The following is a 23061-nucleotide window of genomic DNA, read 5'->3' on the forward strand; positions in this document are numbered from 1 at the left end:
ATTCGCACGATTCGGGCCGTAGGCTCCTCGGCATGACGATCGCCGAGAAACCCGACCGCAGGGAAGCGCCGCTGGTGCTCGACACCCAGCCGCCGCGCACGCTGGGGTTCACGGATCAGGCGGCGTTCTGGCTCAATCTCGGCGTCAGTCTCATCGGCTTCAGCGGCGCCGCGTACGTGCTCTTCCCGACCGGGAACCCGCCGCTCCCGCTGGCCGGGGCGCTGCTGGCGACCGTCCTGGGCACCGTGGCCGGCGCGGCCATGGTGGCCGGACCGGGCGCCGTCGGGGCCCGTACCGGCGCACCGGCCATGGCGGTGCTGCGCGGCCTGTTCGGGACGCGGTTGTCGTATCTGCCGACGGTCGCCAATATCGTGCAGTGCATCGGCTGGGGCGTGTACGAGCTGACCGTCATCGCGCTCGGCGTCTCGGCGCTCACCCACGACCGGGTACCGCACTGGGTGGTGATCGTCGCGGCGGGCACGCTGTCCACCACCATGGCCATCTGGCCGCTGTCCGCAGTGCGGGCGCTCCGCAAATACGTCTCGGTGGCGGTGGCCGTCGCCATGCTCTACTTCACGATTCAGCTACTGCGGCAACCGATTCCGGTGCAGCACGACACCAGCTGGAGCGGATTCTGGCCCGCCGTCGACACCACCCTGGCCGTATCCATCTCGTTCGTGCCGCTGGCCGCGGACTACACCCGGCACTCCCGATCGGCCAAGACCGCGGCCGGGGCCACCGTGGCAGGCTACTCGATCGCCCAGGTGTGGTGCTACCTGCTGGGCATCATCGCCATCCTGCAGGCGGGCGGCAATGCCGACCACGTTTTCGACTCCTTCCTGGGCGTGACCGCGGGCTGGCTGTTCTTCGCGGTACTGGTGCTGCGCGAGTCGGACCAGTCCTTCGCCAATGTGTATTCGACGGCCATGTCCATCCAGAACCTGTTGCCGCGGGTGGATCGGCGACTGCTGGCCGGACTGGTCGGTGTGGCGGTGACACTGCTGGCGCTACCGGTGCGCGACTTCAGCAGTTACGCGAACTTCCTCTATCTGATCGGCTCGGTCTTCGTGCCGCTGTGCGCGGTGCTCATCGTCGACTACTTCCTCGGCCAGGGCCGCCGCGACTGGAATCTGGCGCAGGACGCGCCCGCCCGGCCGCTCATGCTGCTGCCGTGGGCGGTCGGCTTCGTGGTGTACCAGCTGTTCAATCCCGGCTCCATCAGCTGGTGGGCGACATTCTGGAGCCGGGCCCAGGACGCGCTCGGCGTACATCCGGGCTGGTGGTCCTCGGCCTCGCTCTACTCATTCCTGGCGGCCGCGGCGGTGACCGCGCTCCTGGCGCGGGTCCGGCGGGGATGACCGACGGCCGCGTCTACAGCATGGGATTCGACCCGCTGGTCGAACCCGATTGGCCCGCACTGACTTCCGCCGAGGTGGACGCGGTGCTGGGCACGGACGCGGCGATCGTGTGGCGCAGCCCGAGACCACTGTCGGCGACCGCCCGGGTACGCCCGGCGGACGGGCACGACCTCATCGTCAAACGCCTCCCCCGGGCGCTGCGCGACGCCGCCGGGCTCGGCGAGGAGCACCGCTTCATGGATCACCTGCGCTCGCGAGGAATTCCGGTGCCGCGCGTACTGCACACGGTCGACCTGGGCGATTTCGTCTACGAGGTCCAGGAATCGGGTGTCGGGCGAGACGAGTACGAGGGCGTCTTCTCCTGGACGCCGTACCGCTCCCTCGACGGGGCGGCCGCGGCCGGGCGGCTGCTGGCCCGCCTGCACCTGGCCGCCGCGGGATACGAGGCGCCACGCCGCCCGCCCCGGCCGCTACTGGCAAGCTTCACCCTCTTCGCCTCCGCCGATCCCCTTGCGGCCGTGGTGAATCGGGCGGCGGAACGCCCCGCCGTCGGCGCATTCCTCGCCGAACGCGACTGGCGGGCGGACCTGGAACGCGTCCACCTCCCGGCCTACGAGCGGCTCCGGCCCCTGCTCGCGGACCTGGAACCGCTGTGGACACACAATGATTGGCACGGCACGAACCTGCTCTGGTGCGACCGCGACGTCACCTCCGTCATCGACTTCGGCCTGTGCGACCGCACCACCGCCGTCCACGATCTCGCCACCGCCATCGAACGCAGTGCCGTGGACTGGATTTCGATCCGCGACGGCGGACCGGCGAAGGTGCGATTCGACCAGGTACGCGCGCTGCTCCAGGGCTACGAATCGGTCCGGCGGCTGACCGCCGCCGAGCGGCGCGCCCTCCCGGCGCTGCTCCCCCTCGTGCATTGCGAGTACGAGCTGTCCGAGATCGACTACTTCCTCGGCGTCGTCCCCGGCGGCAATGCGAAGAACGCCGAAATCGCCTACGACGAGTACTTTCTCGGCCATACCGCATGGTGGACGGAATCCGGTGCGGGCCGCGAACTGCTATCCGCAATCCCCGGAATGGCACGCGTCACCGAATAGTGGTGGCGAGCACAATTCCACGGATCTCGAATGGCGGCGACGGGACTTGATTCCGCGACCGCGATCGGATAAAACTTGTTCCGTTGCCATCGGCAACGCGAATCGTTCTGCACGCCATCTGAGTTCAGCGTGCTGCGGGGGTCGGGAGGACAGGAAAAATCATGCGTCGCACCATTCGTAATTTCGGTCGTAAGGCAATCGTCGCGGCACTGCCGCTGGCCGTCGCCACGACTTTCGCAAGCGCGGGAACGGCTTCCGCCACCGCCCCGGCCGACGCCGTGCAGTCGGCCCCGGTCGTGCAGATGGTCACGGCTCCGGTCGCGGCCGCCATCGCCCAGACCATCGCGCCGGCGGCGGTCTCCATCGCTCCGGAGGCCGCGCAGCCGGTCACCCCGGATGTCGAGCAGCCCGCTGCGCCCGAGGTCGCGCAGCCGGCGGCCGAGATTTCGCAGCCGCAGGACATCGCCACCGATCCCAATGCCAAGAACCACGATCCGATGGCCAATGCCGCGGTGGTGGGCGCGGGTGTCGGGGCCGTGTTCGGCGCCGTCATCTGTGCCGTCACCGTGGTCGGCATTCCGCTCATCCCACTGTGCGCCCTCGGCCCGGCGCTCCAGGGCGCGCTGATCGGCCTGCTCGTCGGCGCGGTCGACCCGGATGCCATTCCGCAGGTCCTGCCCTGATCCCTCGGGCATAAGAACACCGGAACCCCATCCCGAGACTCGGGATGGGGTTCTTTTCCAATCGAATTCGATGACCGGCAACGGTTGCCGATGACAGATTCGGTGACCTATTCGGTGACCGATATGGCTACCGATGCGCGCGGGGATCCGCGAGCAGATATTGCGCGGCGGCATACGTGCCGAGAATGACGCCCTCACTGATCCGGCGCGACTTCTCACCGCGCGCGAAAATGCGCCGCAGCACGATCAATCCGTCGGATAGTGTGAACAGCAGCGCACCCACGCCCAATCGGCTGCGCGGGTCCGCATTCGGAATGTTCACGCCCGCAATATTCTTCGCGCCCCGGGCCAGTTCCGGATCGGACGCCAGCGTGGCCGCCGTGCCGAGGGTCGCGCCGTAGACGGTGAGCGGCACCGCGATCGCCGGGGCCTTGAACCGCATCAGCGTCGCCGCGCCCAGCCAAGCCGCCAGGCGCGGAGCCGCGATCTGCGCGCGCGGCCGGCCGCCGCGCCGGAACCACAGCCACGAGTACCCGGTCTGCATGACCGCGAAAGACGAAGCGCCGGCTATCAATCGGCGATCGTCATCGGGGTCGATGAGCAACACGTCGCCGACCGTGGCCGCGGCCAGCGACCCGAGCAGCACCGTGCGATCGGTGCGATGCAGGGCCGCGCCGTTCATCGCCACATCGGCCGCCAGCAGCGGCATCAGCAAAGGCTTTGCGGCCCACTGCAATTTCTCACGGCCGGTGACGGCGCCGAACACCGTCACCGCCGCCGCTCCGACGAACGCGGCGCGAAACGGGCGGGCCATCAGAAGCTGGGTTCCGCCGGCGCGGGCGGCAGCACCGCGACCTGACCGGCATAGGACAGGCCCGCGCCGAAGCCGAGCAGCAGGGCCAGCTGACCGCCCTTGGCCTTGCCGGTCACCAGCATCTCCTCCATGGCCAGCGGAATCGAGGCCGCGGAGGTGTTGCCGGTGTTCTCGATGTCATTGGCCATCGGGATGTCGTCGGCGAGCCCGAGGTTCTTCTTCATGAGCTCGTTGATGCGGGCATTGGCCTGGTGCGGGATGAACACCTCGATGTCCTCCTTGTGTACGCCGGACTGCTCGATGGCACTCGACAGCGCGCGCGGCAGGGTGACCGCGGCCCAGCGGAAGACCTTGGGGCCCTCCATGTGCAGCGACATGCGGCCCACCGGCTCGACGGCCGGGTCGGTGCCCTGCAGGCGCTGCGCCTTGTTCATGAACTCCAGGAAGTCGACGTCCTGCGCGATGGCCTCGGCGTTCTCGCCGTCTGAGCCCCATACGGTCGGCGAGATGCCGTTCTCCTCGCTGGGCCCGACCACGACCGCGCCCGCGCCGTCGCCGAAGATCATGGCGGTGCCCCGATCCTTCGGGTCCAGGCCCACGGTCATCGTTTCCGCGCCGATCACCAGGATGTATTCGGCCGAGCCGGAGCGGATCATGTCGGTGGCGACACCCAGGCCGTAACCGAACCCGCCGCAGCCGGAGGTCAGGTCGAAGGCCGGGATGCCGTTCATGCCGAGGTCGGCGGCGACGCTCGGCGCACCGTGCGGGGTCAGCTTGAGCCAGCTGGAGGTGCAGAAGAGCAGCGCGCCGATCTTGGACCGGTCGATGCCGGTGTTGTTCAGCGCCCGGTTGCCCGCCGCCACCGCCATGGTGCGCAGCGTCTCGTCACCGGAGATCCAGCGCCGGTTGTGGATGCCGGTGCGCTCGAAGATCCACTCCGGGGTGGAGTCCAGGACCTCGCACACTTCGGCGTTGCTGACCACGCGCTGGGGCCGGTAGGCGCCGATGCCGAGCATCGCAACATTTTGATGACCCTTGTTGATTGCAATGCTCACCACTGGTGACTCACACGACCCTTCACAACACCTTTGTCGGACGTAAGACCAGGACCAGGCTAACCCAGAGCAAGGGTTCAGCCCAGAGCAAAGTCTTGTTAACCCTGGGGTAAGGACCTAAGTCCTCACCCCAGGGCGAGGTCCTTCAGACCCAGGATCGACCGGTACTCCAGACCCTCGGCCGCGATGATGTCGTCGGCGCCGGTCTCACGGTCCACCACGGTGGCCACACCGACCACGATGGCGCCCGCCTCACGCAGCGCGCGCACCGCGGTGAGCGGGGAGTTTCCGGTCGTCGTGGTGTCCTCGACCACCAGCACTCGCTTGCCCACGATGTCCGGGCCCTCGATCTGACGCTGCATGCCGTGCGTCTTGGCGGCCTTGCGGACCACGAAGGCGTCGATGGCCCGGCCGGGCGCGTGCATGACCGCGGCCGCCACCGGGTCCGCGCCCATGGTGAGCCCGCCCACCGCGTCGAAGTCCCAGTCCGCCACGAGCTCGCGCAGTAGCTTGCCGATGAGCGGGGCCGCCTCATGGTGCAGGGTGGCGCGGCGCAGGTCCACGTAGTAGTCGGCTTCCTTGCCCGAGGACAGGGTCACCCGGCCGTGCACCACGGCGAGGTCGCGCACCAGAGCCGCGAGTCTGTCCCGGTCGGTGGTCGTTACCTGCATTGCTTTCTCTATGTCCTTCCGCGTGCGTTGAACAGGCCCCGGTTCAGGCGGGTCACCAGGGATCGTGGGATGAACCCGGCGATCGCGACGATCGCTTTGTACTGCATTCCGGGCACGCTGATCACCCGGTCTCTCTCCAGATCATGCAGCGAACCCGCCACCACCTCGTCCACGCTCAACCACAACGGTCGCGGTAGCGAGGCCATGTCGATTCCGGCCCGCTCATGGAATTCGGTGCGGACGAATCCCGGGCACAAGGCCTGCACCCGGACTCCGGTTCCGGCCAGCCCGCCGGCCAGCCCCTGGGAAAAGGATACGACGTACGCCTTGGAGGCCGAATAGGTCGAACCCCGTCCGGGTATCAGGCCCGCGGTGCTGGCCACATTGACCACGGTGCCCTTGGCCGCGTGCAGCATGGGCGGCAGGGCCGCCCGGGTCAGCTGTACGACAGCGGTGACGTTCACATCCAGTTGCTGCTGCAGGGCGTCCGGCTCCAGCGTCCAGAACTCGCCCGACATGCCGAATCCCGCATTGTTGACCAGGAATTCGACGCCCTGTGCCAGGCGTTCGGCCACCCGGCCGCGGTCGGCGGAACGGCCCAGGTCCGCGGGCAGCGTCTCGGCTCGCGCACCGAAACGCACCCGCACATCGTGTGCCAGCGCGGCCAGCCGATCCTCATCCCGCGCCACCAGCACCAGGTCGTAGCCGAGCGCGGCGAGCCGGGTGGCGTACGCCTTGCCGATGCCGGAGGTCGGTCCCGTGATCAGGGCCACCGGGCGGTGGGCACCCGGCAGGCGCGGGGCGCCCGCCGGACGATCAGAGGAACTCTCGGTCATCGGCGGCCCATCACTCGCACGACTGGGGAGCGGTCGGCGATGACCGGAACTGCGCCCCTATTCTGATCCCTGACCGACCCACACGCGGCGAATTCGCGCAGACACCACGTGGCTGCGGCGTGCCGCGCGCGGACACGGCCGGGGTGGGTCACCTCGGCGCGGGTCCCTGGTAGGGGCGGAACCCCGGATGGAACGGACCGCCGGGCGGGGCGCTGCGGCCCTGGTCCTTGCGCCAGCCCTCCTCGGGCTCGCGGTCGGAGTCGGATTCGTCGCGCCAATCCTCGGATTCCGGTTCCGCCCAACGGTCTTCGTCCCCGGGGCGGCGCCGGTCGTCCTCGTCGTACGGGTCCGGCTCCTCCCCCTCGGGGGCGGGCGGCCAGTTGCGGCGCGGGCGGTTGCGCGGGTCCGGCACGACTTTCAGTGCGGGACGCCAGTTTTCGGGCTCGTCGTCCGGTTCGCTCGCGCCGGCGATATCGCTGACCAGCGTGGGCTCGTAGTCGTCGGCTTCCTCGGCGCGCGGGCGGGCCGGGCGGTCCTGGCCGCGCGGGCGATCGCGGTCGTCGCCCAAGTCGCCGAATTCGTCGTGGCCGTCGTAGTCGTCGTCCTCGGGAACCGGGTGCGAGCGACCGGGTTCGGGGAGTTCGTCGCGGCCGCGCTCGGCATTGATGACCGGCGGCAGCACGTGCAGCAGGCCCGACAGCCGCAGCACCGCGTCGATGGCCATCTCCCAGTCCTTGGCCACGGCCCCGACCGGCAGCATGCCCAGGGTCCAGTTGCCCTCGGACCACAGCTGCTGCACGGTGTCGGGCAGCGACTCGATGAACGCCACCATGCGCTGATCCACCGCGTGCCGGGCGACGTCCGGGTTGGTGGCGAAGACCACCCGGTCGCCGATGGCGCCGAGCAGCTCCAGATCGTGATCCTTCGGCGGCGCCGCGGTTTTCAGCCGCAGGTCGATGTCGATGTCCGAGCCGATCTGCCGGCGCACCGCGACCAGGGTGGCGGCGTCCTCCAGATCGAAGAGCACGAACTTCTCACCCTTGCGGTTACCCGATACCACGTCCACCGCGGACAGGTAGCCGAGCTTTGCCAGGGCGCCACGCCGCCAGGTGGAAGCGAGCGCGGGCTCCACCGAAACATAGGTGTAGCCCTGGGATTTCGCCCAGACCTGTCGCACGTGCCCGGTGCGCTGCCGCTGCAGCCGATCGAAATAGAGCAGCACGATCGCACCCACGAGCGCGATCGCCGCCAGCCCGAACCATATCGCCGTCATCGCCGCCTACCCTACTGTGTTTAATTGCCCCTCCGCTTCGCTCCGGGGCGGGTTCGCGGCGCTGGAGGTCTCGATTCTTCCCTCCTCCGCTCCTCCGCTTCGCTCCCCCGCTCCGTCAGACCAGAATCGAGCGCTCCGCCTCCCCGCGCTTGCGCCGCGAACCTTTGGGTTGGTCAGTTTTTCCGCTTGCACCATGTGTCATCGGGTAGCACTCGGCATCGAGGTGCTGATGATCAGCTTCGCCTGGATGGATCCGTCGGCGTTCTTGTCGCCCTGGACCATGATCACCTCGCCGACCGGCAAGTCCGAAACCTTGGTGCTGCCCAGGGAAATCACCTGTGTCTTGTTGTCGGTCTTCACGGTCGCCGTACCGCCGGACAGCGTGGTGATGGTGAGGGTGGAACCGTCGTTGTTCGAGATGGTGCCCATGTTCGCACCCAGCTCGTCCAGATCGCCCAGGCCGGGGATGGTGGGAATGCCGCTGGGCAGGGGCAGGGCCGAGGAGTTGCCGGGCAGGCTCGGCGCCGGGTACCCGGAGGTCCTGACGCTGCCGGGTGCGGCGCTGTTCGACGAATCGTTGTTCGACAGCAGGGTTCCCGCCGCGACGCCGACAATGGCGACCACGATGACCGCGGCGATGGTCAGCGCGATCCACATGGTGGTCCGGCGGGGTGGCGGGGGCGGGACCGGATGCTGCGGGAAGCCCGCGGGCTGATATCCACCGGGCGGCATTCCCGGACCACCCGGGTAACCGGGCCCGCCGGCGGCCGGTGGATACCCGGGCGCGCCATAGCTACTCGTGGGGGCATACCCGGGCTGGCCCGGGTAGACGGCGGTCGGCTCGTAGCCGCCGCCGGTCTCGTATCCACCCCACTGCGCGTCCGCCGGCGGCAGCACGCGGGTGGAATCGGGCCCGGCCGGCTGCCCGAAATAGTCGACCGGACCGGCGGGTATGGCCTCGGTGGGCCCGTAGCCCGCGGCGCTATCCGAGGGGTAGCCGCCAGGTGCGGCCTGCTCGGCGGGCCCCTCCCCCGGGCCCGGTTCCGGCCGCCGCGACCACGGATCGCTCGGATTAGTCATGACCTCCAGGGTAGGCGGCCGACCCGTCCCGAGCCGCGAACTCGACCGGACGGTTCCCAATCCGCGGACCGTTCACACCTCGAAACCGGCAAGGCTCGGTCGCCCGGGACGGGCAAGGCCCCCGCCGAGCCGAAGCTCGCGCGAGGGCCCGGGTCCGCTGGGTCAGCGGCCGACGACGAGGGTGTCGCCGTCGGGGGTGACGTTGACCTTCACCGTGTCACCGTCCTGCACCTCACCGGCCAGCAGTTCCTTGGCGAGCGAGTCGCCGATGGCCTGCTGGATGAGGCGGCGCAGCGGGCGCGCGCCGTAGGCCGGGTCGTAGCCGCGCACGGCCAGCCAGAAGCGGGCCGAGTCGGACACGTCCAGCTTCAGGCGGCGCTGGGACAGGCGCTTCTGCAGCTGGTTCAGCTGGATGTCGACGATCCGCTCCAGCTGTTCCTCGTCGAGCGCGTGGAACATGACCACGTCGTCGAGCCGGTTCAGGAACTCCGGCTTGAAGGCGCGGCGCACCGCGTTCATGACCGCGTCCTTGTCACCGCCCGCACCCAGATTGGAGGTCAGGATGAGGATGGTGTTGCGGAAGTCGACCGTGCGGCCCTGGCTGTCGGTCAGCCGGCCCTCGTCGAGCACCTGCAGCAGGATGTCGAAGACGTCCGGGTGGGCCTTCTCGATCTCGTCGAACAGCACCACCGTGTACGGGCGTCGCCGCACCGCCTCGGTGAGCTGGCCGCCCTGGTCGTAGCCGACATAGCCGGGGGGCGCACCGACCAGGCGGGCCACCGAGTGCTTCTCGCTGTACTCGCTCATGTCGATGCGGACCATGGCGCGCTCGTCGTCGAACAGGAAGTCCGCCAACGCCTTCGCGAGTTCGGTCTTGCCGACACCGGTCGGGCCGACGAACATGAACGAGCCGGTGGGCCGGTTGGGGTCGGCGACCCCGGCCCGGGCGCGGCGCACGGCATCCGAAACCGCTTGCACCGCTTCCGGTTGCCCGACGACCCGGTTGCCCAGTTCGTCCTCCATGCGCAGCAGCTTCTGGGTCTCGCCCTCCATCATCTTGCCCACGGGGACACCGGTCCACGACGACACCACCTCGGCGATATCGTCCGGCCCGACCTCCTCCTTGAGCATGACGTCGCCGTCGGCGGCGGTCTTCGCCTTGGACTCGGCCTCGGCGAGTTCCTTCTCCAGCTTGGGAATTCGCCCGTACCGGAGTTCGGCGGCCTTGTTGTAGTCGCCGTCGCGCTCGGCCCGCTCGGATTCGCCCTTGAGCGACTCCAGCTCCTCCTTGAGCACGCTCACCGCGTCGATGGCCTGCTTCTCGTTCTGCCAGCGGGTCATCAGCTGGTTGAGCTTCTCGCGGTCGTCGGCGAGCTCCTGGCGCAGCTTCTCCAGCCGCTGCTTGGACGCCTCGTCGGTCTCCTTGGCCAGCGCCACCTCTTCGATCTCGAGGCGCCGCACGACGCGTTCGATCTCGTCGATTTCCACTGGGCGGGAATCGATTTCCATGCGCAGCCGCGAGGCCGACTCGTCGACCAGGTCGATGGCCTTGTCCGGCAGGAACCGTGAGGTGATGTAGCGGTCGGACAGGGTCGCCGCGGCCACCAGCGCGGAGTCGGTGATCCGCACGTGGTGGTGGTTCTCGTAGCGCTCCTTGAGCCCGCGCAGGATTCCGACGGTGTCCTCCACCGACGGCTCGCCCACCAGCACCTGCTGGAACCGGCGTTCCAGGGCCGGGTCCTTCTCGATGTGCTGCCGGTATTCGTCGAGGGTGGTGGCGCCGACCAGCCGCAGCTCGCCGCGGGCCAGCATGGGCTTGATCATGTTGCCCGCGTCCATGGCGGATTCGCCGGTGGCGCCGGCGCCCACGATGGTGTGCAGCTCGTCGATGAACGTGATGATCTGTCCGGCAGAGGATTTGATCTCCTCCAGCACGGCCTTCAGCCGTTCCTCGAACTCACCGCGGTACTTGGCGCCGGCCACCATCGCGCCCAGGTCGAGCGAGACGAGTTTCTTGCCGCGCAACGATTCCGGGACGTCACCCGCCACGATGCGCTGGGCCAGGCCCTCCACGATGGCGGTCTTGCCGACGCCGGGCTCGCCGATCAGCACCGGGTTGTTCTTGGTGCGACGGCTCAAAACCTGTACGACACGGCGGATTTCGGTGTCGCGGCCGATGACCGGGTCCAGCTTGCCCTCGCGGGCGGCGGCGGTCAGGTCGGTGGAGTACTTCTCCAGCGCCTGGTATGAGCCCTCCGGATCCGGCGAGGTGACACGGGCATTGCCGCGCACCGCGGTGAAGGCCTCGCGCAGGGCGTCGGCCGTCGCGCCGTACTTCAGCAGCAGTTGCTGAACATCGGAGTCACCGGCGGCCAGGCCGTAGACCAGGTGCTCGGTGGAAACGTATTCGTCGCCCAGCTCGGTGGCCAGCCGCTGGGCGGAGCTGAGCGCAGCGATGGCTTCGCGCCCGAGATTGGGGGTGGTGGTGGCGCCGGTGGCCCGGGGCAGCCGGTCCACGATCTCCTGGGCCTCGCGCCGCACCGTCGCCGGGTCGACTGCGACAGCCTTGAGCAGCGGTGCGGCGATGCCGTCGATCTGGTCCAGCAACGCCACCAGCAAGTGCGCCGGACGGATTTCCGGGTTTCCGGCTACGGCGGCCGCCTGCTGCGCGGCGGTCAGGGCCGCCTGGGTCTTGGTGGTGGGATTGAACGAGTCCACTGTCACCTTCCTACTTGTCGTTGCTCTCTACAACGCGATAGAAGTTGAGTCTGTTCCGCTCAAGTCTGACCAGTTTTCGACGTCAGGTCCAGAGTCCGAGGCCGATTCCTACGCTACGCGTACGATGACTCCATTCGTTGACGCATCACACCAGCTCATCCATCCCGGTTTCCGAATGAATGGAGCAGCACATGCGCGCGATCGTCGTCCGTGAATTCGGTGGCCGCCCCGAGCCCGCCGACATGCCCACCCCCGAGGCCGGACCGGGCGAGGTCCAGATCCAGCTCGAGGCCGCCGGGGTCAACCCGCTCGACCAGCGGATCATCGACGGCTTCCTGGACGGCCAACTGCCGCACGACTTTCCGCTGATCCCGGGCACCGACGGCGCGGGCACGATCAGCGCGGTGGGCGCGGGGGTGAGCGACTTCGAGGTCGGGGAGCGGGTGGTCGGGAAGTTCCTGAACCCGCCGGTCGGGCACGGCACCTTCGCCGAGTACATCGTGGTGCCGCACGACGGCGCCCTCGCCAAGCTGCCGGACGAGGTCTCCGCCATTCGCGGCGCCGCCCTGCCGACCGCGGGCATCACGGCCCTGGACCTCATGCACGCCGCCGGGGTCACCCGCAACCAGAAGGTACTGGTCGTGGGCGCCTCGGGTGGCGTCGGCTCCTATCTGGTGCAGCTCGCGGCGCTGGCCGGCGCGCACGTCATCGCCACCGCCCGCCCCGACGACACCGATCGGATGATCCGGCTCGGCGCGACCGAGGTCGTGAACTACGGCCGGATCACCGTCACCGACTCCCCCACCCACGCCGAGGGCTCGGAGTTGTCGGTCGCGGATTCGGTGCGGATCACCGATCCCGGCGGCATCGACGTGCTGTTCGATCTGGTCAGCCCGCCGCCGGTTTTCGCCGACAACGCGAGCCTGGTCAAGTCCGGCGGATCGGCCTATTCGACCATCTGGTCCGCCGACGAGGCGGATCTGCAGGCCCGGGGCGTGCACGGCGGCAACCTCCAATCCCACGGCGGCGCAGCCGAATTGCGCGAGCTGCTGCGGATGGTCGGCGACGGCGACCTGATGGTCCCGATCAGCGCCATGCCGCCGCTGGCCGAGGCTCCAGGCGTGATCGGCGCATCCGGCGCACGCGGCAAGATCGTCCTGGTGATCTGAACTCCGGGTTACGCCAATCGATCGGACTCCGGCTATATCCGTGCGACCACCGCGTTTTAAGGGATACTTGACGCGGAGGGCCGCCTGGCAGCAGGCGTTCCGGGGTAGCAGCACAGGAAGGAAAGCTCGACGTCGTGGATGCGCGTTCGGCAGCGCTGGTCCGCGCAAACTTTCGGACAGTCGTCGAGGCCCCCAACGGGCCGGAACGGCTGATCAGCGCGTTCTACGGTCATCTTTTCGCAGAGATTCCCGCCCTGCGGGAACTATTCCCCTCCGCCATGGACATGCAGCCGAAACGGTTGGTCACGGCCATCTCGTTCGTGCTCGACAACCTGGAGGACTGGGATCGCGCGCAACGCTTCCTGGAGCAACTCGCGCGCGACCATCGCAAGTACGGAGTGGAGGCGGCGCATTACGACATCGCCGGGCGCGCCCTGCTCCACGCCTTCCGCAGCTACAACGGCACCGCGAACTGGAGCCGGCAGCTGGAGGCGGGCTGGCGCGACATCACCATCCTGATCTCGGCGTCCATGGCCATCGGCGCCAATTCGGATAAGTCGCAACCGTATTGGGAGGCGACGGTGGTCGGGCACCGGCGGGTGGTGGACGATCTGGCCATCGTCCGTCTGCAGACCGACACCCCGATCCCCTATCAGGCCGGGCAGTACGTACCGGTGGCCATTCCGCAGCGGCCCAAGATGTGGCGCTACCTGTCGCCGGCCATCCCCACCAATCCGTACGGCGAGATCGAGTTCCATGTGCGGAAGGTGCGCACCGGCTGGGTGAGCCCGGGCATCGTGAACGAGACCCAGGTCGGCGACCGGTGGATGATCGCCGCTCCGCTGGGTGGCCTGCACGTGGATCTGAGCCGCCGCAAGGACGTGCTCATGATCGGGTCAGGTACCGGCATCGCCCCGCTGCGGGCCCAGCTCATCGAGATGGGCCGGCGCGGCATCAATCCGCGCGTGCACCTGTTCATGGGCGGGCGCTACCCGTGTGATCTCTACGACGTGGAGAACATGTGGCAGCTCTCACAGTCCAATCCGTGGCTCACGGTGGTCCCGGTCTGCGAGAACGAGACCAACCCGTGGTGGCACCCCTATCCGCCGGCCGAGACGCCGTTCGGCATGCATCGGCGGCTGATCGGCAATCTGGGCGCGGTGGTGGCCAGCTTCGGCGCCTGGGCCGATCGCCAGATCCAGATCGCCGGCTCGGCCCGCATGATCGCCGACACCAAGCGCGCCCTGCTCGCGGTGGGTACGCCGACGTCGGCGATAAGCTCGGATCCGGTGTAGTGCACGGCCTTTCGACAATCAGGAGTTATCGGTGACGCTCGGCCCGGACGAGACCGGAGAACTCGCGCTCGGCGCGCAGACGGAGTGGAACGCCACGGTGGTGGGTGCGCACCGGCTGCGCGAGGACACCACGGTGGTGCGGCTGATCGGCGAGTTCGTGCCGTTCGCGGCGGGCCAGTCGGTGGAGGTGCGCACGCCACAGCATCCGAACATGGTGCGCCGCCTGTATCCCGCGCTGCCGCCCTCGCTGGACGGCAAGCTGGAATTCCATGTGCGCACGGTGCCGGGCGGCTGGTGCAGCGGTTCCATCGTCGCCGACTCGCATCCGGGCGACGAATGGCGGATCAGCGCGCCCGCGGGCTGGCTGACCGTGGAACCGGCGGCCACCGAGGTGGTCATGATCGCCGACGGGGTCGGGCTCGCGCCGATGCGCGCGCTGCTGCTGGATCTGTCGCGCCGGGAGCAGCCGCCGCGCACCCACCTGTTCGTGGGCGGGCGCTACCCGCGCGACCTCTACGCCTCCGACATGCTCTACCTGCTGACCGGCGAATTGCCCTGGCTCACCGTCGTTCCCGTGGTGCAGAACGAGTACGACCCGGATCTCGTCGACGCCTGGTACGAGCAGTGCCGGGTGGACATCGGCTTCCGCCCGGAGGAGATGATGCCGGGCACCATCGCGGACATCCCGGAACGCTTCGGCCCGCTGGACCACCACCAGATCCTGGTCTGCGGCGGAGCGGCCATGGTCCGCAACACCATCGATCAGCTGGTCGCCATCGGCGCGCCCGCCGAAGCCATTCGCTACGAAGGCTTCTGAGGTTCCGCCGCGCTCAGAACAAGGGGTCGTGGCGGATGTTCTCGATGGGGGTGCCCGCGGCCATGAGCCGGAACTTGGTGGTCTGCACCATGGACGGCGCACCGACGATCTGCACGTCCCGGTCGTCCCAGGAGCCGTGGCTTGCCACGATCTTGCCGATCTGACCGACCACCCGCGGCCGCAGGCCCGGATACTCGCGGGTCCCGCCGGAGTCGGCGAAGTGCCACCACGGGTTCTCGGTGGATTCGGTGACCGGGTGCACGCTGAGCCACTTGTTGGCGCAGGCCAATTGGCTCAGCACCTCGAGATCGTAGAGATCGCACGGGTAGTGGCCGCCGACGAACAGATCCACCTTGGGGTTGGAGCGCCGGGCGGTCATGGCCATGAGCTGGGCGCGCAGCGGGGCGATGCCGGTGCCGCAGCCGATCATGAGCAGCTTGCGCCGGGTGTTGCGGGGCACGCCGAGCCCGCCCAGTGGCGAGCCGATCAGCCACTGCTCGCCGACCCGGCTGTGGCCGACCATGGCCGGGCTGACCCAGCCGCCGGTGACGCCGCGGATGTGGAATTCCACTTCGCCGCCGGAATTCGCGGGGATGGCCGGGGACAGGTAGCGCCACATGCGCGGGCGGGACGGGATCTGCACGCTCATGTACTGACCGGCCGCGTACTGCATGGGCTGGTCCAGCCGCAGGCGCACGATGGCCAGGTTGCGCAGTACTTCCCGGTGCTCGATGACGGTGCCGGTCCATACCGGCGGGGTGGTCTCCCGCTCGGCCGCGTTGATCATGGTGTCGGCGATGACGCCGATGCCCTCGTCCCAGGCGCGCCCGATCTCGTCGGTCCAGATCTCGGTGCCGGCGTAGGCCTCCAGCGCGCTCTTGAGCGATTTCCCCACGGCCTCATAGTGTTCGGCCACCACCCCGTACTTGCGGTGATCACGCCCGAGCTGGGCCAGGAAGGGCAGCAACCGGTCCGGCTCCTCCAGCCGGTCCACCACGTAGGCGATGGCCTTGACCAGCCGGTCACGCTGGGCGTCCAGGGCGGCGGGGAAGTGGTCGCGAACGTGGGGATACTCCGTGAAGAGGATGGCGTAGAACGATCGCGCGAGTTTCTCGGGGCCACCGTCTTCCGCAGCAACCGCCTTGAACGTTGTTCTTATCAATGCGACGGTGCGCGAATCCATGTGTGCCACAACCCCATTTCGCAATCGAACGCAGGCGTGACCGGCGAGTGAAGTGCTGCGGGACACTCGACAGCAGCCGTTGCCAAGCAAGTGTAGGCGAGGCTAGCCAGCAACGGAACGGGACGTTTCAATAACACGGCCCTTATTCCTCGAAAACGTGAATGTTGCGGGGTATCCGAGCCGAAAACAGACTGTTCAACCGGAACACGCCGTGAGACACAGGCTTTCGGACGGCGAACCTGCCTGATCCGTTTTGCAAGACTCAGGAAAGCAGCGATCCTGCCGCAAGTGAGCCGGTCCTTGAATTCCATTGCAGCATACGGACAAAACTCATGATTGGCGTTAATTTCTAACGTACCGGTCCGTTTGTAATTAACCGCACCAAGAACTTCGCCAATCCCACAGTCCCCATGGGCAGCTCAGCACATTACCCGCAACAATCGTAAGCGGGCGAACACCCGTCCTCATCCGCAAAGCCTGATACAGAATGGGGAGGGGTCGGGAGCAACGCTCCCGACCCCTCCCCATTCCCCAAACGGGACAACTGATTTCGCGAGATGCGGGTAACTCCCCGGGTACGCCCGAAATCGGTTCGGCTCCCGACCGCCGGCACGCGTGCGAAACCGGCGACGGCTCCCGAGCCGGGCGCTGAAGTCCCGGGGAGGCGGCTACTGCTTACGCCGGTTTCGGGGCTGCCACACCACGAGAGCGGTGCTGCGCTGTGGCGGGATCAGGTCGGGGCGGTATCCCGACCGGAGCCTTTCCACCTCGGCGGTCAACTCGCTCACCCGCTGCTGCAGCTCCTCCACCTGGTTGGTGAGTTCGATGATCCGTTTGATGCCGGCCAGGTTCACGCCCTCGTCCTGGGACAGGCGCTGCACCTCGCGGAGCAGCTCCACATCCCGGTCCGAGTAGCGCCGCCCGCCGCCCGAGGTGCGTTGCGGCGAAACCAGACCCAGCCGGTCATAGGTGCGCAGCGTCTGGGCGTGCATGCCCGCCAGCTGCGCGGCCACCGAGATCAGGAAGTACTGGGCCTCGGTCTTCTTCGGATCGGAACTCATTACGCACCTGCCCATCCCGCACGTGGATCGAACCCGCTGGTCTTCTCCGCCTCCGCGTAGCGCCGCAGCGCCTCGGCGGCATTGTCGTCCAGCTTCTGCGGTACCGCGACCTTCACCGTGACCAGCAGGTCACCGGCGCCGCCGTCGCGCTTGGGCACACCGCGCCCGCGCACCCGCAGGGTCCGGCCGTCGGCGGTGCCCGGCGGCACCTTGACGCCGACACGGCCGTCCAGGGTGGGCACGGAAACCGTGGTACCCAGTACCAGTTCGGAGTACGAGACCGGCAGCACCAGGGTCAGGTCGTCGCCATTGCGGCCGAAGACCTTGTCCTGGCTGACGTGCACGGTGACGTACAGGTCGCCCGGAGGCGCGCCGCGCAGGCCCGCCTCGCCCTGACCGGCCAGCCGGATCCGCTGCCCGTCGCGCACACCCGGGGGAATGCGCACGGTGATGGTGCGGGTCCGGTTCTGGATGCCGCTGCCGCGGCAGTCGACACACGGGTCGTCGATGATCGACCCGGTGCCCCGGCAGTCCTCGCACGGCTCGCTGAAGCCGAACGCGCCCTGGTTCCGGCTGACCACACCGGTGCCATTGCAGTGCGGGCAGACTCGCGGGCTGGTGCCCGGCTTGGCACCACTGCCGTGGCAGGTGGTGCAGGCGGCCGGGCTGGTCATGCGCAGCGGGACCGTCACGCCCTGGGCGGCCTCGCGGAAGCCGAGGGTGGTCTCGGTCTCCACATCCGAACCGCGCCGCGGACGCGACGAGGTCCGGGTGCCACCGCGATTGAACAGTCCGCCCAGCAGATCGCCCAGGCCGCCGTCGGCGCCACCGGCTCCGGCGCCCGCGCCGAAGATATCGCCGAGGTTGAACTCGCCGGAGAACCCGCCGCCGGGCTGGCCGTAGCCACCGCCGGGCGAGAACCCGCCGCGGCCGAAACCGCCGCCGGCGAACAGCTTCCGGGCCTCGTCATACTCCTTGCGCTTCTCCGGATCCGACAGCACGGCGTTCGCCTCGCTGACGGCCTTGAACCGCTCCTCGGCCGTGCTGTCCCCGGGGTTCTTGTCCGGGTGCAGGTCACGGGCCAGCTTGCGGTAGGCCTTCTTGATCTCGTCCTGGGTGGCGCCGGAGGAAACACCCAGATCCTTGTAGAAGTCCTTCTCGAGCCACTCTCGATTCACCGGGCATCTCCTCCTTTCTGTGTCGTCGGTGACGCCGGGGGCGTCTGTACGTTGTTAATCAGTGCCAGCGGCATCGGTGCCAGCGTTCGTCGTATCCGGCTGCGCCGCAGCCAGATCCGCCACACCGTCGGTGACGCCGACCAGCGCGTGCCGCAGCACGCGATCGCCGAAGCGGTAGCCCTTGCGCATCACCATGCCGAGGATCGGGTCCGCGCCGCTGCCCTCGTGCTGCACGGCCTCGTGCAGGGTCGGGTCGAAAGGCTCTCCCTCCGAACCGAATTCCTCGAGGCCCTGCTTCTGCAGGGCGGTGACCAGCTTGTCCGCGACCGACTTGAGCGGTCCGTTGTCGAGGTCACCGTGCGCTCGGGCGCGATCCAGATCGTCGAGCACCGGGAGCAGTTCGCCCACGACCGCGGCCTTGGCGGTGTCGATGGCGGCCTTGCGGTCGCGTTCGACGCGGCGGCGGTAGTTGGCGTACTCCGCGGTCAGACGCTGCAGATCGGCGGTGCGCTCGGCCAATTCGGCCGTGATCGCGTCGGCGAGGGCGTCCTCGCTGACCTCGGGAGTTCCCTCGGTCCCGAGGGCCGCGGCGCTGTCCGCCGCGGCCTCGAAGACCTCACCCGTGGCCGAGTCGACCATGTTTTCCGGGTTCTGGTTCGTCACTTCTTCTCAGGCTCCTCGACGACCTCGGCGTCCACGACGGTGTCATCGGACTGCGGCGCGCCCGCGCCGTTGCCCTGGGCGGCCTGGTCCGCGGCCGAGGCCTCGTAGATGGCCTGGCCCAGCGCCTGCGACTCGGTGGCGAGCTTCTCCACCGCGGTCTTGATGACCGAGATGTCGGTGCCCTTGAGCGCCTCGTTCGCCTCCGCGATGGCCGCCTCGACCTTGGTCTTGACGTCCGCCGGGACCTTGTCCTCGTTGTCCTTGATGAACTTCTCGGTCTGGTGCACCAGCGACTCGGCCTGGTTGCGGGTCTCCGCCTCCTCGCGACGCGCCTTGTCCTCGGCCGCGTGCGCCTCGGCGTCCTTCACCATGCGGTCGATCTCCTCCTTGGACAGGCCGGAGCCGTCCTGGATCTTGATCGTGTTCTCCTTGCCGGTGCCCTTGTCCTTGGCGGTGACGTGGACGATGCCGTTGGCGTCGATGTCGAAGGTGACCTCGATCTGCGGCACGCCGCGCGGGGCCGGCGGGATGCCGGTCAGCTCGAACGAGCCGAGCAGCTTGTTGTGCGAGGCGATCTCGCGCTCACCCTGGAAGACCTGGATCTGCACGGACGGCTGGTTGTCGTCGGCCGTGGTGAAGGTCTCCGACCGCTTGGTCGGAATGGTGGTGTTGCGCTCGATCAGCTTGGTCATCACGCCGCCCTTGGTCTCGATGCCCAGCGACAGCGGGGTGACATCGAGCAGCAGGACGTCCTTGACCTCACCCTTGAGCACACCGGCCTGCAGGGCGGCGCCGACGGCGACGACCTCGTCCGGGTTCACGCCCTTGTTGGGCTCCTTGCCGCCGGTCAGTTCCTTGACCAGGTCGGACACGGCGGGCATACGGGTCGAACCACCAACGAGCACAACGTGATCGATGTCGCCGACCGAGATGCCGGCGTCCTTGATGACCGACTGGAACGGCTTGCGGGTGCGGTCCAGCAGATCCGAGGTGATCTTCTGGAACTCGGCGCGGGTCAGCTGCTCGTCGAGGAACAGCGGGTTCTTGTCCGCGTCGACCGTGATGTAGGGCAGGTTGATCGAGGTCGACTGCGAGGACGACAGCTCGATCTTGGCCTTCTCGGCGGCCTCGCGCAGACGCTGCATGGCCATCTTGTCCTTGGTCAGGTCGATGCCCGAGGTGCCCTTGAACTTGTCGACCAGCCAGCCGACGATGCGCTCGTCCCAGTCGTCGCCACCGAGGTGGTTGTCACCGGAGGTGGCGCGGACCTCGACGACGCCCTCACCGATCTCCAGCAGCGAGACGTCGAAGGTGCCACCACCGAGGTCGAAGACCAGGATGGTCTGTTCCTTGTCGCCCTTGTCGAGGCCGTAGGCCAGCGCGGCCGCGGTGGGCTCGTTGACGATGCGGAGCACGTTCATGCCCGCGATCTGGCCGGCCTCCTTGGTGGCCTGGCGCTGCGCGTCCTCGAAGTAGGCGGGGACGGTGATCACGGCGTCGGTGATCTCTTCACCCAGGTAGGCCTCGGCGTCGCGCTTCAGCTTCATCAGCACGCGCGCGGAGATCTCCTGCGGGGTGTACTTCTTGCCGTCGATGTCGACAGACCAGTCCTCGCCCATGTGGCGCTTGACGGACCGGATGGTGCGGTCGACGTTGGTGACGGCCTGGTTCTTGGCGGGCTGACCGACGAGCACTTCACCGTTCTTGGCGAAAGCGACGATCGACGGCGTGGTGCGCGATCCTTCCGAGTTGGCCACGACGACCGGTTCGCCGCCTTCGAGAACGGCGATGACAGAGTTCGTGGTCCCGAGGTCGATACCGACCGCACGAGCCATGGTGATTCCTCCTAGTTGACGTACCTGAGCGCCCCGGAATCCCTTCCGAGCGACTCCGGCGCACTGCAATCCCAGTAACACTGAGCGTGGTCGGCTCAATCCTGCACCCGCCGGCGGCGGCGCGCAACTTGAACTTGAGTCCAACTCGCTCAACCTTGCTGACCTGTCCCAACGGGGACCGCACGTCATCTATTCCAGGCAGCACAAAAAAATTCTTCGCGGGCAGGCGCGACTCGCCGCCCTCGTGTCCACACCGGTCGGCTGACAGCTACCGATGGGCCGGGACCGTGATCGATCAGCTGGGCGGGTAGATCGCCATCGGCTCGCCGGTGGCGGCGACCTTGAAATAGCCGTGCTGGGAGCCGTCGTCGACATAGACGGTCACCACCGGACCGCCATCGGCGCCCCGGGCGATCTCGACGTGGCCGATCCGGCCGTTGGGCACGCCCGCCGACTGCGGAGCCCCGGCGAGCAGGCCCGCGATCTTCTTCAGATCCAGGACCGACATGTCGAAGATGTCCACGCCCGCAGACCGGGCGATGTCGTCATAGGAGCGGAAGCTGCCGTCGTAGCGGATGTGCGCGTCACGTGGCGCCGACGGATCCTGGCGGCGCTCGATGATCACGTAGGTGGGATAGAGGAGAACCTGATCGGCCTTGGTGTCGCCGAAGTGGTCCCGGTAGGCCGCGACGAAACTGGCCAGGCCCGGGCCCGTGGTCGGGTCCGGCAGAGCGGGTTCCGGTGCGGCCGTGCGCGAGACGCAACCCGCGAACGCGCCGAGCAGGGCCGCGGCCACCAGGATCGCGGCGGCGACCCGCATACGAGTGGACGGACCGCGCCGATTCGCCCGGACCACAGGCGAGTTCACCAGATTGGCCGGGATCTGCAAATCCGACAGCACTGCGTCCAGATCCCCGAAGGTCTTGGCCGCCATGACCTTCGCGGCCCGCTCGATGTGTTCGACGGCGGTGAGCTCGCCGGCGTCGCGGGCGGCGTCGAGCAGGGTGCAGGCGTCCACACGATCGGTGTCGCGGGCTCGCAGTCCCTGGGAGCGTGCATCAGCCATGGTCTCGCCTATCCCCCGAATGCCAGCGTGCGCACGATCCGGCCGTCGAGGGTCGACTCGACGTAGCCGTTCTCACTCGCCTTGTTGCCCACATAGATACGGACGATCGGCCCCTTGGCCGAACCTTCGATATCGAGGTAGCTGATGGTGCCCTGATCCACCTTGGTGAGCGCGGGAGCCTGGGTCAGCAGGGCCGCGATGGCCTGTACATCGAGGGCGGCCAGGTCCGCGGTCGGGGTCTGCGGCGGCCGGGTCTGGGGTTGGTCGCCCTCATCGAAGCCGCCGCGATAGGTATAGCGGACCTTGCGGTTGGCCTGGGTTCCACGCGTCGCCACGGCGTAGTCGGGGTACAGGTCGACCTCGTCGACGATGGTGTCCCCGAACTTGGCCCGGTAGGCATCGCGGAAATAGCTGATGCCCTCGGCCGCGGTGAGTTTGGGCCGCGGCAGCACCATCGGCTTGATCACGCCCAGGTCCACGGCGGGCGGCCCGGCAATGGGGGAAGGGGGCCGATCCACCGCGACGAACGTCCCCACTGCCACCGCGATGCTGAGCGCGGCGACACCGGCCGCGAACCAGTTCTCGCGCCGCGACTTCGGCGGCATCGGATCCGGCCGGGCGTCGGCGGGCCGCTGCAGATCATCGGTGAGCTGGGCCAGTTCGCCCAATGTCCGCGCCTCGCCGGCGAGTTCGGTGAGGGTGCGATGGTCGGCGGCGCTCAGCTGCCCGTCCGCGCGGGCGGCGTCGAGCAGGGTGCAGATGGCCTGGCGGTCGCTGTCGCGGGCCCGGGTGCGCGGCGGATAGCCGCCCGCGGACGGCCGTCGTGCCCGCCGGTCGGCGGGCGTGAGGTCGGCGGTCTTGGTGCTCGGCTGCAGGTCGCCGATGAGCCGTTGCAGTTCGCCGAGGGTCTGTGCGGTCTGCGCCAGCTCGGACCGCTGGTGGTACTCCTCGACCGCGAGCTCGCCCTCCTCGAAGGCGGCGTCGAGCAGCGCCCGTGCGTTGACGCGGTCGATGTCCCGCGCCCGCATACGCCCGGCCGCGGGCGAATCCCCGGGCGATCCGGACGATTTCGAGCTCACGCGGGGATCGTAAACGGAACTTGGCCGTACCGCGCGGTTTCCGGCAGAGCGGTGAGCAGGGGCGGGACACGCCCGGGATGCGCGCCGACGTCCGAAATGCCGGTGTTGCACGCAACCG

At 68.4% G+C, this 23061-nt stretch carries 20 protein-coding genes; 6 read left to right on the forward strand and 14 right to left on the reverse strand.

From position 1 onward, the window contains the following. The first annotated feature begins 32 nt into the window (after positions 1-32). The 3 genes from AB0L60_RS28805 to AB0L60_RS28815 all read left to right on the forward strand — a co-directional run bounded on the left by AB0L60_RS28805 (position 33) and on the right by AB0L60_RS28815 (position 3150). Positions 33-1358, forward strand: a complete 1326-nt coding sequence (locus AB0L60_RS28805) for a cytosine permease (RefSeq protein WP_364619934.1) — start codon at positions 33-35, stop codon at positions 1356-1358. Continuing rightward, positions 1355-2467 carry a phosphotransferase gene (locus AB0L60_RS28810; RefSeq protein WP_364619937.1) on the forward strand — a complete coding sequence of 371 codons (1113 nt, stop codon included), beginning with the start codon at positions 1355-1357 and terminating at the stop codon, positions 2465-2467. The genes AB0L60_RS28805 and AB0L60_RS28810 overlap by 4 nt, the downstream gene beginning before the upstream one ends. Before the next feature lie 161 nt (positions 2468-2628). Further along, positions 2629-3150 carry a hypothetical protein gene (locus AB0L60_RS28815; RefSeq protein ID WP_364619940.1) on the forward strand — a complete coding sequence of 174 codons (522 nt, stop codon included), beginning with the start codon at positions 2629-2631 and terminating at the stop codon, positions 3148-3150. A 127-nt stretch (positions 3151-3277) separates the two neighbouring features. Here the strand turns inward: AB0L60_RS28815 and AB0L60_RS28820 are convergent, their stop codons facing one another. From AB0L60_RS28820 to clpB, 7 genes are all read right to left on the reverse strand, one after another. Beyond that, entirely contained in the window at positions 3278-3964 is a 687-nt protein-coding gene (locus AB0L60_RS28820) for a lysoplasmalogenase (protein ID WP_364619944.1), read from the reverse strand. Then, positions 3964-5022: a beta-ketoacyl-ACP synthase 3 gene (locus AB0L60_RS28825; protein ID WP_354843340.1), complete on the reverse strand. Its 1059-nt coding sequence runs from the start codon at positions 5020-5022 to the stop codon at positions 3964-3966. The genes AB0L60_RS28820 and AB0L60_RS28825 overlap by 1 nt, the downstream gene beginning before the upstream one ends. A 122-nt stretch (positions 5023-5144) precedes the next feature. Then, positions 5145-5690, reverse strand: a complete 546-nt coding sequence (gene pyrE, locus AB0L60_RS28830) for an orotate phosphoribosyltransferase (RefSeq protein WP_354843337.1) — start codon at positions 5688-5690, stop codon at positions 5145-5147. Positions 5691-5698: 8 nt separating this feature from the next. Then, positions 5699-6526 carry an SDR family oxidoreductase gene (locus AB0L60_RS28835; RefSeq protein WP_364619948.1) on the reverse strand — a complete coding sequence of 276 codons (828 nt, stop codon included), beginning with the start codon at positions 6524-6526 and terminating at the stop codon, positions 5699-5701. Positions 6527-6674: 148 nt separating this feature from the next. Next, on the reverse strand, positions 6675-7799 hold the full coding sequence (locus AB0L60_RS28840) for a hypothetical protein (RefSeq protein ID WP_364619951.1): 1125 nt from the start codon (positions 7797-7799) through the stop codon (positions 6675-6677). 198 nt (positions 7800-7997) lie between these two features. After that, positions 7998-8879 (reverse strand): DUF5666 domain-containing protein, encoded by an 882-nt coding sequence (locus tag AB0L60_RS28845; protein ID WP_364619954.1) that lies wholly within the window; start codon positions 8877-8879, stop codon positions 7998-8000. Positions 8880-9041: 162 nt separating this feature from the next. Next, positions 9042-11597, reverse strand: a complete 2556-nt coding sequence (gene clpB / locus AB0L60_RS28850; protein ID WP_364619957.1) for an ATP-dependent chaperone ClpB — start codon at positions 11595-11597, stop codon at positions 9042-9044. Positions 11598-11788: 191 nt separating this feature from the next. Here clpB and AB0L60_RS28855 point away from each other — a divergent pair, with 191 nt between their 5' ends. The 3 genes from AB0L60_RS28855 to AB0L60_RS28865 all read left to right on the forward strand — a co-directional run bounded on the left by AB0L60_RS28855 (position 11789) and on the right by AB0L60_RS28865 (position 14878). Further along, positions 11789-12766, forward strand: coding sequence for an NADP-dependent oxidoreductase (locus tag AB0L60_RS28855; RefSeq protein ID WP_364619960.1), 978 nt, complete (start codon positions 11789-11791; stop codon positions 12764-12766). Positions 12767-12900: 134 nt separating this feature from the next. Then, positions 12901-14061, forward strand: coding sequence for an FAD-binding oxidoreductase (locus tag AB0L60_RS28860; protein ID WP_354843320.1), 1161 nt, complete (start codon positions 12901-12903; stop codon positions 14059-14061). 31 nt (positions 14062-14092) lie between these two features. After that, positions 14093-14878, forward strand: coding sequence for an FAD-binding oxidoreductase (locus tag AB0L60_RS28865; RefSeq protein WP_364619964.1), 786 nt, complete (start codon positions 14093-14095; stop codon positions 14876-14878). 13 nt (positions 14879-14891) lie between these two features. On the opposite strand, the gene AB0L60_RS28870 is transcribed toward AB0L60_RS28865, so the two are convergent. From AB0L60_RS28870 to AB0L60_RS28900, 7 genes are all read right to left on the reverse strand, one after another. Beyond that, complete coding sequence (locus tag AB0L60_RS28870; RefSeq protein ID WP_364619966.1) at positions 14892-16061, reverse strand: globin domain-containing protein; 1170 nt, start codon at positions 16059-16061, stop codon at positions 14892-14894. Between the two features lie 668 nt (positions 16062-16729). Then, complete coding sequence (locus tag AB0L60_RS28875) at positions 16730-17122, reverse strand: helix-turn-helix transcriptional regulator (RefSeq protein ID WP_364619969.1); 393 nt, start codon at positions 17120-17122, stop codon at positions 16730-16732. Next, positions 17122-18300, reverse strand: a complete 1179-nt coding sequence (gene dnaJ, locus AB0L60_RS28880) for a molecular chaperone DnaJ (protein ID WP_364619972.1) — start codon at positions 18298-18300, stop codon at positions 17122-17124. Before dnaJ ends, AB0L60_RS28875 begins: the two co-directional genes overlap by 1 nt. A 54-nt stretch (positions 18301-18354) precedes the next feature. Further along, complete coding sequence (gene grpE, locus AB0L60_RS28885) at positions 18355-18963, reverse strand: nucleotide exchange factor GrpE (RefSeq protein ID WP_364619975.1); 609 nt, start codon at positions 18961-18963, stop codon at positions 18355-18357. Then, complete coding sequence (gene dnaK, locus AB0L60_RS28890; RefSeq protein WP_364619978.1) at positions 18960-20798, reverse strand: molecular chaperone DnaK; 1839 nt, start codon at positions 20796-20798, stop codon at positions 18960-18962. The genes grpE and dnaK overlap by 4 nt, the downstream gene beginning before the upstream one ends. A gap of 295 nt (positions 20799-21093) precedes the next feature. Beyond that, positions 21094-21864, reverse strand: a complete 771-nt coding sequence (locus AB0L60_RS28895; RefSeq protein ID WP_364619980.1) for a DUF1707 domain-containing protein — start codon at positions 21862-21864, stop codon at positions 21094-21096. An 8-nt stretch (positions 21865-21872) separates the two neighbouring features. Next, positions 21873-22943 (reverse strand): DUF1707 domain-containing protein, encoded by a 1071-nt coding sequence (locus AB0L60_RS28900; RefSeq protein ID WP_364619984.1) that lies wholly within the window; start codon positions 22941-22943, stop codon positions 21873-21875. Positions 22944-23061: the final 118 nt, after the last annotated feature.

It is taken from the genome of Nocardia sp. NPDC051981, assembly GCF_040680715.1.
Taxonomy (GTDB): Bacteria; Actinomycetota; Actinomycetes; order Mycobacteriales; family Mycobacteriaceae; genus Nocardia.